Raw genomic sequence first — 12,966 nt, forward strand, 5'->3', positions numbered from 1 at the left:
GGCTCACGGAGAGCAATCCGCCCTGCCCCTGGCTGTTCGCGCCCGACGCTGCTGCGTCCACCGCAAGCCCGGCTCGCGACAATGACGACCTCATGATCGCCCCTCGAGAATGAGCCGGGATGCGCGAACACATACGACAAATCCGAATTTCGGTAAAGTGGAATATTTTTGCGAGGAGGGGTTGACGGAGAGCGAAACAGCCTGCGTCAGCTCGCTCAGCCACCAATGGCTCCATGTGGACATGAACCAGATGGAAATGCGCGTATGCAGGTGGTATAGTTACCGCGGAGCAACTGACGGGGGCCGAGCGTGGTTCCAAAGTGCGACATCTTCATCAGCTATCGTAGACTCGATAGCGCAATATTCTCACAATGGCTCGCGACTCAATTGAGCGCTGCCTATGGTCAAGATTCGGTTTTTATCGATACACAGAACATCCGGACTGCCGATGTCTGGGCTGAACAGATCGAGCAACGCCTGATCAATTCTTCTCTCGTCTTGATCGTCATCGGAAAAGCCTGGCTGTCCATTGCGGACGAGTTCGGGCGCCGCCGGATCGACCTCCAGGACGATTGGGTTCGTCGGGAGATCGAGGTCAGCCTGAGCAGCAAGAAGAAGATTCTTCCAGTCTTGATAGAGGGGGCAACCCTCCCAGCAAAGCAGGCTCTACCGCCCTCGATTGCTCCGCTACTCGACATTCAGGCGCGGACAATGGATCTCGAAGGGGTGCAACGTGATATGGCCGAGTTTGTGAACGAGGTCGGCATTCTGCTCGGCAGAAAGCCTGCCTCTGTAGACGTCGCGTATCCGTTCCCCCTTTTAACGATAAGTCCTCTAGACGAACAGAATCTCAAAGTTCTGGCGGAAGACTGCCCACTTGGCAAATCGTGACACGCGCCGATGAAAAGGGAGACAAGACCGAGCTGGTGCGAAAGTTCGAATTCAAGAGCTTCCGCGACGCGATCCATTTTATGAATACCGCTGCGCGCTTTATTGACCAAAGAGACCATCATCCGGAATGGACCAACATCTGGCGGACGGTAATTGTGCGTTTGACGACTTGGGATATTGGTTCAAAACCGTCAATGCTGGACGTCGACGTAGCAGCCTATCTCGACCAGTTGTATCAGGCATATGCGCCAAAGATCCGGCAGAAGGACATCGGCGATATTCTGCCGCCCAGGGCGGTTGCGCACAGCTGACTGCCAATGAGCACGGCTGAGCCGATTTGGATCAATCTTGAGATGTCAGCACAACTCGACCAGAGACTTCTCCACGCCAACGAACCAAGGCTATCTCATCCAATCCCGCGGATGAGGCGAGCGGCAATTGAAGGGCTGGCAGCCTAGTAGCGAGCCGAAGCAACGGAATGCGCAAGAGCTCCGAACGTGGCGTCTGTTCGGTGCCAACATCGTGCAACCGAGCTAGACCGGTCACGGCATTATCGAGCTTCATCGAGCTTCGCATTGGTTCGGAAGATTGTGCCCAAGAGCGGCCTCTTTGCGCAAAGTACTGCCGTCCGCCTCCCGCTCCGGATGATTGCGGAATAACGATCCGCGGAGCTTTGCTGCATTGCAACTGCGCTTCCGGTCTGATCGCGCGACGGCCGGCTCTCGCGCGCGATATACGTCCCCATCGGTGCAGGATATTGTGGACTGAATGACGTTCCAGCAAAAGATGGACCTCATCTGCTCCGCATCAGGCGCGCATAATCGTTGAACCCAGGCAAAAGACTTGTCGAACATCAATCTCAAGCTTCTCCATACCTTCCTGCTCGCAGCCGAGCACGAAAGCTTCCGGAAAGCGGCGGAGGAATCGAACCGATCACCGTCTGCGATAAGCATGCAGATCCGCGACCTGGAGGAGCAGATCGGCGTTTTGCTTTTCCGCAGAACGCCGCAGAAGGTGCTGCTCACGCCTGAGGGGCGGATCCTGTTCGAGCAGGCGAAGCGCGCGCTTCAGGAAGTGCAGTCCGGGCTCGACCTATTGACGGAATCAGCGCAATCCCGCAGCCGCCACATTCGAATGGCCTGCGTTCCGACGCTTGCGTCCGGATGGCTTCCCAACATCCTGGCCACATTCAAGGTCCGCCATCCGCGGAGCCAGGTGCAGCTCATGGAGCTCTCCACGACGCCGATGCTTGAGCTGCTGAAACGTCAGGATGTCGAGTTCGGCATTGGCCCGGAGGTCCCCGACATGGCGGATTACGAATTCGAGCCGATCCTCGAGGATCCGCTTTTTGCATGCGTACCGCCGGTGTTCGACGAGGGGCAATCGAGCGTCAGCTTCGCCGATCTCGTCGAAAAGCCGGCCATCCTGCTGTCGAAGACGACTGCAGTCCGAGGGTTGATCGACGAGACGCTGGAGACGCTTGCCGTCCGCCTCGATGTGCAGTTCGAAGTCCAAGCGGCCACGACGGCGCTCGCCCTCGCAGCGTCCGGCCTCGGTATCGCGATCGTGCCGAGGGTCGCGCTGGTGCAGGCCGGCGTGCAGCGGTTTCGTGTGGTCCCGATCTCCGATCAAATCAAGCTTCGCCGAATCGGCTTGATCACGGGGCGGGGACAGGTGCGACGCCCGAACACCGAGCAACTGATTGCATTGATCCGTTCGAGCCTAGCTGACCTTCGCTGATGCCCTCGCTTTTTGTTTGAGCATGATCTCCGCGCAAACGCTCCGTGTGTGTCGCGAGGAGAAGCCGCTTCGCACCTTTCGAGTCCGGGACATGCTCTAAAGCGAAATGACTTTCAGGATGAGGACGGAGGGCGCGGCAGCAGCTTCAACGGGCACTGATTGCAGCGATCAAGCCTCATCTCATGGCACTTTAGAGCAGCTTCATGAGCGCATCGACGACCTGATCGGTGGTCGCATGACCGCCGATGTCGCGCGTCCTCAGCGAAGCGTCCTCCAGGCCGGTGCGTACCGCAGCCTCGATCCTGTCGGCACCAAGGCGCAGCCGGCTATCCCGATAGCGCTGATCCAGACGCCGCAGCATCAGGATCGACGCCAGGATCGTTCCATAGGGATTCGCAAGTCCCTTCCCCGCGATGTCGGGAGCCGAGCCGTGCGAAGCCTGGAAGAAGCCGACCCCGTCGCCCACTTCTTCGGACGGAGCCATGCCCATGCCGCCGACCGTCGCCGCGCTGAGATCGGAAATGATGTCGCCGAACATGTTCTCGGTGACGATGACGTCGAAATGGGACGGCTTGTTGACGAGATGAACCGTCATCGCATCAACGAGGACGTGCTCGGCTTCGATATCGGGATAGTCCTTGGCTACCTCATCGAAGACCGCGCGGAAGAACGCATACGTCCGCAGCACATTGGCCTTGTCGCAGCACGTCACGCGACGCCGTCCGTCCTTCGGCGAACCGTTCCTGGTCCTGGCAAGCTCGAACGCGAAGCGGACGATGCGCTCGATACCCTTGCGGGTCTGGACCAGCGTGTCGACGGCGACTTCCTCCCTCAGCAGCGCGCCCGCGCCGCGCGCGGCATAGAGGCCTTCGCTGTTCTCCCGGACGATGACGTAATCGATCGCGCCCGGGCGCCCGAGCGGGGACGGCACCCCCTTGTACAGCTTGATGGGCCGCACGTTGGCGAACAGGTCCAGCTTAAAGCGAAGCTGCAAGGTGAAATCGAGACCCGCTTCCGTCCCATCGGGATGGACGACACCGGGAATACCGGCCGCACCGTGGAGGATCGCGTCGGCTGCGCGGCAGCCCTCAAAGGAGCTGGCCGGAAACGAATCCCCCGTCTCGAGAAAATGAGTGGCGCCTGCCGGATACTCCTCGAATTGGAGCGTGCCGGCCTGAACTCCGGCTTGCAGCAACGAAAGCGCCGCACCGGCCACTTCGGGTCCGATACCGTCGCCGTGCACGACCGCAATTCTATAATTGTCCTTCATGATACTCGCTCGGTGAGTTGAATTTGTGATGGTCACGCCATTTCCCTCACGGCAGCGCGCAAACGGGATCGCACGCCGGCACGCCGTCGCTCGGGTGAAACGCTCGATGGGCTCGATGGGTATGTCTCGTCGCGACTGACCGCGGACGCGACAGAGTCCGGGTCAGTCCAGCTTGATCCAGACCCCCTTCGTGTTCAGATATTCGTCGAGCTGTTCGGTGCCGCCTTCACGGCCGTATCCGCTCATCTTGTAGCCGCCGAAGGGCAATGCAGGATCAATGGCGTGATAGGTGTTCACCCAGACCGAACCGGCGCGCAGACTGCGCGAGACGATGTGGGCCTTGCTCACGTCACGCGTGAAGACACCCGCCGCAAGCCCGTATGGCGTCGCGTTGGCTCGTTCCACGGCTTCATCGAGCGTGTCGAACGGCAGCGCGGAAATGACCGGACCAAAGATTTCATCCCGGGCGATCTGCATCTCGTCGGAGACGCCCGCGAACACGGTCGGCTCGACGAAATTGCCCTTCGCGAAACTCCCCTCCCTCAGTCTCCGGCCTCCGGTCACGACCTTCGCGCCCTCGTCGCGTCCGCTGTTCAGGAAGCCTTCGACCTTGTCGAGCTGCCGCTCTGAAACGAGAGGTCCGATCTCCGTCGTGGGATCCGCGCCATCTCCGATCTTCAGACCCGAGGCAAACTTCCCGAGCCGTTCGACCAATTCGTCGTGGATCGATCGCTCGACGAACAAGCGGGAGCCGGCGATGCAGATCTGGCCCGAATTGGCAAACGCCGCCATCGCGGCAATCGGGACTGCCTTGTCGAGATCCGCATCGGCGCAGACGATGACGGGCGACTTTCCGCCGAGCTCGAGGGACACCCGCTTCAGATTGCCGGCAGAGGCGCGGATGATGGCCTGCCCGGTCGCTGTTGATCCCGTGAAGACGATCTTGTCGACACCGAGATGTTCGGCAAGAGGCGCACCCGCCTCCGGCCCGGTCCCGGTCACGACGTTGACGACGCCCGGAGGTACACCTGCCTCGTTCATCAAATCCGCGATCAGGAGCGGCGTCAGCGGTGCTTCTTCGGAGGGCTTGAGCACGATCGTGCAACCGGTCGCAAGCGCCGGCCCGATCTTCCAGACCGACGCCGCCGTGGGCGCGTTCCACGGAATGATGGCACCGACGACCCCGACCGGCTCCTTCCGCGTGAACGAGACGATGTCGCCCGGAAGCGAATTGTCGATGGTCTGACCGTGAATCGCGGTCGCCATGCCGGCGTAGTATCGGAGCATGCCGAGCACGCGGAGCTTGTTCGCCCCCGTCCTGACGATCGGCATGCCCATGTCGGCGGTGTCGGACTGGCTGATCTCCTCCCAATGCTTCTCGAACAGATCGGCGATACGCAGGAGCAGAGCCTGCCGCTCGAACGGCTTGAACCGGCTCCACGGTCCGACGAAAGCGCGGCGGGCGGCGCTGACGGCGGCGTCGATGTCGCCGGCATCTCCCCGCGGAACACGACCAATCACCTCACCAGTCGCAGGATTGCGCGTTTCGAACACTTTCCCCGAGCGGGCCTCCACCCATGCGCCATCGATGAACATCTGGCGCGTTCGGCCATCCACGGGAAATCGGATATCGGTTCTGGTCATTGACTTGCTTTCCTTGTCTCAACAGTAATTCCGCCTAGGCTGCCGACTTCGTCTTGCGGAATAGCCGCGCCAGGTCCGAAATATAGGCTTGGCCATGGCCGCTCTCGACCACGGCCGCAATGGCGGCGCCAACACCGTCAGCGATCGCTTTGGACGCTCCGGAGTGGCTCGCCATCGTCTGGTAGTAGGAGATGTCCTTTAGCGATTGCCGATGAAGAATGGAACGGCGCCGACGTCGCCCGTCACGATCGCCGGCGCCATGCGCTGGAGCGCAACGCCCGCCCCGCCGCCCTTGGCGAGAACGTCCACGAAGATCGCCGGATCGACGCCTGCCTCAGCCGCCTGCGCCGCAGCCTCGCCGAGCAGCGCCATGAAACCGATCGACACGTAGTTGTGGAGCAGCTTGAGCCGATGGCCAAAGCTCACCGGGCCGACATGTTCGACATTTTCGGTGAAAGACGCGAGGACTGCACGGACGCTCCGAAGGTCCGCTTCGTCGCCGCCAACCAACAGGTTCAGCGTACCTTCTTCCGCGTGCCTGGCGGTGCGTGTCATGGGCGCATCGAGAAAGCGTCCTCCCGCCGCTTCAACCGCGGCAGCCATCCGCAAGGTCGAGTCCGGCAGCGCCGTCGAACAGTCGACAATGATGGTCCCCCTGCGGAGGCGAGACAGAACGCCGGTCTCGCCCGTGAGGATCGCTTCGACCTGAGGTGAGCCCGTTACGCAGAGGATGATCACATCCGATGCGTTCGCGATCTCGCCGGGAGTCTTGCAGGCCTTAGCGCCGAGGCCGATGAGATCGTCCACGGGCTGATTTCCGGGATGATCGAGAAAGGCCAGAGGGAAGCCGCCGCGCGCAACGACGTTCTTTGCGACACCGTGGCCCATCAGCCCGACACCAATAATTCCGACTCTCATCGCAGCACTCCCATTCATCGGTTCAAGCAAGCCCCTCGTGAACGGCCGCATACATGATCTGCTGCTCGGGTGCCTCTGTCGCCTTGATCTCCTCGACGATCTTTCCGCGGTTGGCGACCAGGATGCGATCCGAGAGAGCCAGTACGTCCGGCAGATAGGGGGAAATCACGACGGCAGCCGGATCCAAAGGCACGACGGTGTCGTGCTCTCGTGCTGGAGGGACTGCTCGCAATCATCGTTTCCTCACCTGCAAGAGGCTTTCTTTTTGCTGGCGCAAGCTGAGCGGCGTGCCCCGGCTTCATGCAAGGCGCTTTTTCTGACCCCCTGTTTGGTTTTTCTGATCTAGCGGTTCGGGGCGCGCTATGTCGGTATCATCGGCAAGAAGAGTGCTTTCTGACAAGCCGCACTCTTCCAACCATTGGGAAGCCGCACACGCATTGACTAAACCTGCACCGAGGTCAGCTTCTTCAGGCAGCGCAGCGCAAACGATGACCGGCTGTGGCGGATACCCGGGATGCGATAGAGCTTTTCCCGCAGGAAGCGTTCATAGCCGGCGGTGCTCTCGACCGCGACCTTCACGACGTAATCGTAGTCGCCCGTGGTGAGATAGGCCTCGATCACCTCCGGCAAGCCCGTGAGCAGTTGACCAAAACGTTCGAGCATCTCTTCGTCGTGGCGATCGAGCGTCAGCTCGATGATGACGGTCTCAGGCAAGCCGAGCTTGTCCTGATTGAGCAGCGCGACATAGCCATCGATATAGCCCTGCGTCTCCAGGCGCTTCAGCCTGTTCCAGCATGGCGTGGTCGAGAGCCCGATCTTGTCGGCGAGTTGCGCCGTCGTCAGGCGTGCGTCCTGCTGCAAGGCGCGCAGGATCTTGCGATCGATTTCGTCGAGCCGAAGCGCATCCTTGCGCGGTGCCTTGGCCGGCCCTGTGGCACGTCCGACTGGCGCCATACCGAGAACTCCGTTCTGGGATTGCCGTTGATATGCAGAAAATCCATACCGCAAACCTAGGCTATACCCAGATTAAAAGAACAACAATCCTGAATTTTGCCAGTACGATATACCAACAAAACGAGACATATGCGGTGTTTCTTCTCGAACTTCAGACCAGCGATATGCACGCCGCACTCGGCCGCCTGCTCGACCAGACGCGCGTCGCGGGGCTTCGGCTTGCCGCCGTCAGCGCACGAGCAGACGCGAGCGAATGCCGTATCTCGGCTTCCATAGATATCGACGACCGCGACATGATCGACCGGCTCGTTCGGCGCGTTGGCGCGTTGTTCTGCATTGATGCGATCGAGGTGAGGGGTGAATGCCAATGCCCGACCAGAACCTCACAGATAACACCATGAGCTCGCGGCGCGAACCAGTTCGCTCGCCGGAGCCTGTGCCCCTGAAACTGCACGTACCGGAACCGGCGGTGCGCCCGGGCGGAAAACCCGATTTCTCGAACATCCGCATTCCGCGCGCCGGCCAGGTCGATCGCCCCAACGTCGACGTGGACGCCGAGGCGATACGCGACCTCGCCTTTTCCGTGATCCGTGTGCTCAACCGCGACGGCGAAGCCGTCGGCCCCTGGGCCGGCGCGCTCTCGGAGAGCGAATTGCTGGAGGGCTTGCGCCACATGATGACGTTGCGTGCCTTCGATGCACGCATGCAGATGGCGCAGCGTCAGGGCAAGACGTCGTTCTATATGCAGCATATGGGCGAAGAGGCCGTGAGCTGCGCCTTCCGCAAGGCGCTGCTTCCCGGCGACATGAATTTTCCGACCTATCGTCAGGCAGGACTTCTCATCGCCGGCGGCTATTCGCTGGTCGAGATGGCCTGCCAGATCTACTCCAACACGCACGATCCCCTGAAGGGGCGCCAGCTGCCCGTGATGTATTCCTCCCGGGAACACGGCTTCTTCTCGATCTCCGGCAATCTCGCCACCCAGTACATCCAGGCGGTCGGCTGGGCGATGGCGTCTGCAATCAAGAACGACACGAAGATTGCCGTCGCCTGGATCGGCGATGGCGCAACCGCCGAATCCGACTTCCATGCCGCCCTCGTGTTTGCCTCGACCTATCGCGCGCCGGTCGTGCTCAACATTGTCAACAATCAATGGGCCATTTCGACGTTCCAGGGCATCGCGCGCGGTGGCTCCGGGACGTTCGCTGCGCGCGGTCTCGGCTTCGGCATTCCGTCGCTGCGCGTGGACGGCAACGATTACCTCGCGGTCCACGCGGTGGCGAAATGGGCCTGCGAGCGCGCCCGCCGCAATCTCGGCCCGACCCTGATCGAGCACGTGACCTATCGCGTCGGCGCCCACTCAACCTCCGACGATCCCGCGGGCTATCGGCCCAAGACGGAATCCGACGCATGGCCGCTGGGAGACCCGGTGATCAGGCTGAAGAACCATCTGATCGTGCGCGGCGCCTGGTCGGAGGAACGACACAAGCAGACCGAAGCCGAGATCCTCGACACCGTGATCTCGGCGCAGAAGGAAGCCGAGAGTTACGGTACGCTCCATTCCGAGCAGCGGCCTACGGCGCGCGACATGTTCGAGGGAGTGTTCGCCGAGATGCCGCCACATCTGCGCCGCCAGCGCCAGGAAGCCGGAGTCTGAACCATGCCACGGCGGACCATGATCGAAGCGATCCGCGACGCCATGGACGTGATGATGTCGCGCGATGACGATGTCGTCGTGTTCGGCGAAGACGTCGGCTATTTCGGCGGCGTGTTTCGCGCGACCCAGGGCCTGCAAGCGAAATACGGAACGAGCCGCTGCTTCGATACCCCGATCAGCGAGCTCGGAATCGTCGGCATCGCCGTTGGCATGGCGGCCTACGGCCTGAAACCCTGTGTCGAGATCCAGTTCGCCGATTATATGTACCCGGCCTACGATCAGATCGTCTCCGAGGCCGCGCGGCTGCGCTATCGCTCCAACGGCCAGTTCACCTGCCCGCTCGTGGTGCGCATGCCGACCGGCGGCGGCATTTTTGGCGGGCAGACGCACAGCCAGAGCCCCGAAGCGCTGTTCACCCATGTCTGCGGTATCAAGACGGTGGTGCCGTCGAACCCGCGCGACGCCAAGGGTCTCCTGATATCGGCGATCGAGGACCCCGATCCCGTGATCTTCCTCGAACCGAAGCGGCTCTATAACGGTCCGTTCGACGGCCATCACGACCGGCCGGTGACGCCCTGGTCGAAGCACGATCTCGGTGAGGTCGAGGACGGGCATTTTGCCATTCCCCTCGGCAGCGCCGCGATCCGCAGGCAGGGCCAGGCCGTCACCATCCTTGCTTACGGTACGATGGTTCATGTCGCGCAGACGGCCGCGGCGGAAGCCGATATCGACGCCGAGATCATCGATCTGCGCACTCTCCTGCCGCTCGATCTCGACACCATCGAAACGTCGGTCAAGAAGACCGGACGCTGCGTGATCGTGCATGAGGCAACGCTTACATCCGGCTTTGGTGCAGAGCTCTGCGCGCTGGTCCAAACGCGGTGTTTCTATCATCTGGAGGCACCGATTGTTCGCGTTGCCGGCTGGGATACGCCCTACCCGCACGCGCAGGAATGGGACTACTTCCCGGGACCGGCTCGGATCGGCCGTGCGCTGATCGAAACGCTGGAGGCCTGAGATGGCCGAGCGCGTGGTCAGGCTGCCCGACGTCGGCGAAGGCATCGCCGAAGCCGAGCTCGTGGAATGGCATGTGAAAGTTGGCGACGTCGTGCGTGAGGACGCCGTGCTCGGCGCCGTCATGACCGACAAGGCGACGGTGGAAATCCCTTCACCCACCGACGGACGCGTCATCTGGCTCGCCGGCAAGGTGGGCGACCTGCTCGCCATCGGCTCCGATTTCGTTCGGCTGGAGGTGGACGACAAGAGCGAGCCGGCGTCGGCGAAGCTCGCATCGCCTGCGGCAAGCGCTTCGGCCAAAACGCCGGGTCATGCCGCGAGCGCTCCACGCCCGTCCACGAGCGTGCCGTCCGAGGCGGTGAAATCGCACTCCTCCGCAACGCGTCCATCCCTTACAGGCGACCGGCCGTTGGCCGCTCCCGCCGTCCGGCTTCGTGCACGTGAAGCAGGCATCGACCTGCGCCGGATATCCGGCTCGGGACCGGCCGGCCGGATCACCCACGATGACCTCGACGCCCAGCTCGCGCGCGGCCGCGCCGGGACGGCGGCATCGCCGTATGCGGCGCAAACCGCGGTCACCGACATCAAGATCGTCGGCTTGCGTCGCAAGATCGCCGAAAAGATGTCGATTGCGAGCTCGCGCATTCCGCACATCACCTATGTCGAAGAGGTCGACGTCACTTCGCTCGAGGATTTGCGCACGAAGGTCAACGGCCAGAAGCGGCCGGGCAAGCCGAAGCTGACATTGTTGCCGTTCCTGATGCGCGCCATGGTGCGCGCGATCGCCGAGCAGCCGCATCTCAATGCTCATTTCGATGATGAGGCCGGGATCGTGCGCCAGCACGCCGGCGTTCATATCGGGATCGCCACGCAGACGCCGGCCGGCCTGATGGTCCCGGTCGTCCGGCATACGGAAGCGCGCGGCATCTGGGATTGCGCCACCGAGGTTGCGCGTCTCGCCGAAGCGGCTCGCAACGGCAACGCCACCCGCGACGAACTTACCGGCTCGACCATCACGATCACCTCGCTCGGCGCGCTGGGCGGGCTTGTGACGACGCCCATCATCAATCATCCGGAGGTCGCGATCATCGGAGTCAACCGGATCGCCATCCGACCGTATTGGAACGGCGCGGCCTTCGTGCCGCGCCAGATCATGAACATGTCATCCAGCTTCGACCATCGCGTGATCGACGGTTTTGATGCCGCCCAGTTCGTGCAACGGATCAAGCTGCTGCTGGAAACGCCGGCCATGATCTTCATCGATTGATGGAACGATGACCGAAATCACCTGCAAGCTTCTTGTCGTCGGCGCGGGCCCCGGCGGCTATACCTGCGCGATCCGCGCCGGCCAGCTCGGCATCGATACGATCATCGTCGAAGCCGCAAAGCCGGGCGGCACCTGTCTCAATGTCGGCTGCATTCCCTCCAAGGCTCTGATCCATGCCGCCGGCGAGTATGAAACGATCGCAGCTGCCGCCGACGACAAGAGTGCGCTCGGAATTTCCACGGCAAAGCCGTCGCTCGACTTCGCCAAGACCATCGCCTGGAAGGACGGCATCGTCCGGCGCCTCAATGGCGGCGTGGCCGGCCTCCTGAAGAAAGCGGGCGTCAGGCTCATCGCCGGGCATGCTCGTTTTCGCGATGGCAAGTCCGTCGAGGTCGAAACGCAATCCGGCGCGCAGACGATCCATGCCGAAACGGTGGTAATCGCGACCGGATCCGAGCCCGTCGCGCTTCCGCACATGCCATTCGGAGGCCGCGTGATCTCGTCGACCGAGGCGCTGGCGCTCACCGAGATCCCGGGCAAGCTCGTCGTGGTCGGCGGCGGCTACATTGGCCTCGAGCTCGGTACGGCCTTTGCGAAACTGGGCGCGGCCGTCACGGTCGTCGAGGCCGAGCCACGCATTCTGCCGCAATATGATGGGGAACTGAGCGCGCCTGTCGAAAGGCGCCTGAGCGCGCTCGGAGTGACGGTCCTGACAGGTGCGAAGGCGAAAGCGCTGGTCGCTGACGGTACCAAGCTCACGATCGAGACCACCGGCGGCGAGCAGAGGACGCTGGATGCCGACAAGATCCTCGTTACGGTCGGCCGAAGGCCGGCGACATCCGGCTTCGGCCTCGAAAGTCTCGATCTCGACATGGCCGGACCTTTCATCCGGATCGACGACCGCTGCCGCAGCTCGATGCACGGCATCTTCGCGATCGGCGACGTCACGGGAGAGCCGATGCTGGCCCATCGCGCGATGGCGCAGGGCGAAATGGTCGCGGAGATCGTTGCCGGTCACCGCCGCGGCTGGGACCGGGTTTCGATGCCGGCGATCTGCTTCACCGATCCCGAGATCGTCACGGTCGGCCTGTCAGCCAGCGAGGCGAGCGGCAAAGGCTTCGGTGTCAAGACGGATCTCTTTCCGTTCAAGGCCAATGGTCGCGCACTGACACTGGAGCGCGAGGACGGCTTCATCCGGACCGTGGCGCGGGCTGATAACCATGTTCTGCTGGGAATTCAGGGGGTCGGAGCCGGCATCGCCGAACTTTCAGCGGCATTCAGCCTTGCGCTGGAGATGGGGGCACGCCTCGAGGACATCGCGATGACCATCCACGCGCATCCGACCCAAAGCGAAGCCTTTCACGAGGCATCGCTGAAATCGCTGGGACACGCAATTCATATCTAAAATAAAGGGGGGAGAACCATGAGCCAAACCACGATCATCGCCAGTCCCGCGAGCGGGGCGAAAACGGCAATCGAATCCTCGACCATCCGCGCCATCTCCTGGCGCCTGATTCCGTTCCTGGTGCTGGCCTACTTCTTCTCCTATCTCGACCGCGTCAATCTCGGCTTCGCCGCGCTGACCATGAACGCCGAGCTGAAATTCAC

The 12,966-nt window shown here is 62.2% G+C and carries 13 protein-coding genes and 1 pseudogene; 9 read left to right on the forward strand and 5 right to left on the reverse strand.

The annotated features are described in order from the left end of the window. Positions 1 to 309: 309 nt before the first annotated feature. The 3 genes from EAV90_RS38030 to EAV90_RS38040 all read left to right on the forward strand — a co-directional run bounded on the left by EAV90_RS38030 (position 310) and on the right by EAV90_RS38040 (position 2,631). Positions 310 to 891 (forward strand): toll/interleukin-1 receptor domain-containing protein, encoded by a 582-nt coding sequence (locus EAV90_RS38030; RefSeq protein WP_129146364.1) that lies wholly within the window; start codon positions 310 to 312, stop codon positions 889 to 891. After that, positions 888 to 1,202, forward strand: coding sequence for a 4a-hydroxytetrahydrobiopterin dehydratase (locus EAV90_RS38035; RefSeq protein WP_164937288.1), 315 nt, complete (start codon positions 888 to 890; stop codon positions 1,200 to 1,202). The genes EAV90_RS38030 and EAV90_RS38035 overlap by 4 nt, the downstream gene beginning before the upstream one ends. A gap of 532 nt (positions 1,203 to 1,734) precedes the next feature. Further along, a complete protein-coding gene (locus EAV90_RS38040) occupies positions 1,735 to 2,631 on the forward strand; it encodes a LysR family transcriptional regulator (protein WP_122401769.1) in 897 nt (298 codons plus the stop codon). 190 nt (positions 2,632 to 2,821) lie between these two features. Here the strand turns inward: EAV90_RS38040 and EAV90_RS38045 are convergent, their stop codons facing one another. From EAV90_RS38045 to EAV90_RS38060, 5 genes are all read right to left on the reverse strand, one after another. Then, a complete protein-coding gene (locus EAV90_RS38045) occupies positions 2,822 to 3,901 on the reverse strand; it encodes an isocitrate/isopropylmalate dehydrogenase family protein (RefSeq protein WP_129146366.1) in 1,080 nt (359 codons plus the stop codon). Positions 3,902 to 4,063: 162 nt separating this feature from the next. After that, positions 4,064 to 5,545: an aldehyde dehydrogenase family protein gene (locus EAV90_RS38050; RefSeq protein WP_129146367.1), complete on the reverse strand. Its 1,482-nt coding sequence runs from the start codon at positions 5,543 to 5,545 to the stop codon at positions 4,064 to 4,066. 198 nt (positions 5,546 to 5,743) lie between these two features. Further along, on the reverse strand, positions 5,744 to 6,463 hold the full coding sequence (locus tag EAV90_RS38055) for an NAD(P)-dependent oxidoreductase (RefSeq protein WP_245509733.1): 720 nt from the start codon (positions 6,461 to 6,463) through the stop codon (positions 5,744 to 5,746). Positions 6,464 to 6,485: 22 nt separating this feature from the next. After that, positions 6,486 to 6,656, reverse strand: a complete 171-nt coding sequence (locus EAV90_RS39975) for a hypothetical protein (RefSeq protein WP_160118798.1) — start codon at positions 6,654 to 6,656, stop codon at positions 6,486 to 6,488. A gap of 248 nt (positions 6,657 to 6,904) precedes the next feature. Further along, complete coding sequence (locus tag EAV90_RS38060) at positions 6,905 to 7,417, reverse strand: Lrp/AsnC family transcriptional regulator (RefSeq protein ID WP_122401765.1); 513 nt, start codon at positions 7,415 to 7,417, stop codon at positions 6,905 to 6,907. A gap of 32 nt (positions 7,418 to 7,449) precedes the next feature. Here EAV90_RS38060 and EAV90_RS38065 point away from each other — a divergent pair, with 32 nt between their 5' ends. From EAV90_RS38065 to EAV90_RS38090, 6 genes and pseudogenes are all read left to right on the forward strand, one after another. After that, a complete protein-coding gene (locus tag EAV90_RS38065; RefSeq protein ID WP_122401764.1) occupies positions 7,450 to 7,818 on the forward strand; it encodes a hypothetical protein in 369 nt (122 codons plus the stop codon). Beyond that, positions 7,815 to 9,074, forward strand: coding sequence for a 3-methyl-2-oxobutanoate dehydrogenase (2-methylpropanoyl-transferring) subunit alpha (locus tag EAV90_RS38070; protein ID WP_122401763.1), 1,260 nt, complete (start codon positions 7,815 to 7,817; stop codon positions 9,072 to 9,074). The genes EAV90_RS38065 and EAV90_RS38070 overlap by 4 nt, the downstream gene beginning before the upstream one ends. A gap of 3 nt (positions 9,075 to 9,077) precedes the next feature. Then, positions 9,078 to 10,091, forward strand: coding sequence for an alpha-ketoacid dehydrogenase subunit beta (locus tag EAV90_RS38075; RefSeq protein WP_122401762.1), 1,014 nt, complete (start codon positions 9,078 to 9,080; stop codon positions 10,089 to 10,091). A 1-nt stretch (position 10,092) separates the two neighbouring features. Beyond that, a complete protein-coding gene (locus EAV90_RS38080) occupies positions 10,093 to 11,358 on the forward strand; it encodes a dihydrolipoamide acetyltransferase family protein (RefSeq protein ID WP_122401761.1) in 1,266 nt (421 codons plus the stop codon). A gap of 7 nt (positions 11,359 to 11,365) precedes the next feature. Continuing rightward, entirely contained in the window at positions 11,366 to 12,763 is a 1,398-nt protein-coding gene (lpdA, locus tag EAV90_RS38085; protein ID WP_122401760.1) for a dihydrolipoyl dehydrogenase, read from the forward strand. A gap of 18 nt (positions 12,764 to 12,781) precedes the next feature. Further along, a pseudogene (locus EAV90_RS38090) lies at positions 12,782 to 12,966 on the forward strand (MFS transporter); the annotation flags it as partial.

Source organism: Bradyrhizobium vignae (genome assembly GCF_004114425.1).
GTDB lineage: Bacteria > Pseudomonadota > Alphaproteobacteria > Rhizobiales > Xanthobacteraceae > Bradyrhizobium > Bradyrhizobium vignae.

Bases quoted from the DNA above. Each gene is read 5' to 3' on its own strand.
- EAV90_RS38045 (WP_129146366.1), bottom strand. From the start codon at position 3,901: ATGAAGGACAATTATAGAATTGCGGTCGTGCACGGCGACGGTATCGGA.
- EAV90_RS38050 (WP_129146367.1), bottom strand. From the start codon at position 5,545: ATGACCAGAACCGATATCCGATTTCCCGTGGATGGCCGAACGCGCCAG.
- EAV90_RS38055 (WP_245509733.1), bottom strand. From the start codon at position 6,463: ATGAGAGTCGGAATTATTGGTGTCGGGCTGATGGGCCACGGTGTCGCA.
- EAV90_RS38060 (WP_122401765.1), bottom strand. From the start codon at position 7,417: ATGGCGCCAGTCGGACGTGCCACAGGGCCGGCCAAGGCACCGCGCAAG.
- EAV90_RS38065 (WP_122401764.1), top strand. From the start codon at position 7,450: ATGCAGAAAATCCATACCGCAAACCTAGGCTATACCCAGATTAAAAGA.
- EAV90_RS38070 (WP_122401763.1), top strand. From the start codon at position 7,815: ATGAGCTCGCGGCGCGAACCAGTTCGCTCGCCGGAGCCTGTGCCCCTG.
- EAV90_RS38075 (WP_122401762.1), top strand. From the start codon at position 9,078: ATGCCACGGCGGACCATGATCGAAGCGATCCGCGACGCCATGGACGTG.
- EAV90_RS38080 (WP_122401761.1), top strand. From the start codon at position 10,093: ATGGCCGAGCGCGTGGTCAGGCTGCCCGACGTCGGCGAAGGCATCGCC.
- lpdA (WP_122401760.1), top strand. From the start codon at position 11,366: ATGACCGAAATCACCTGCAAGCTTCTTGTCGTCGGCGCGGGCCCCGGC.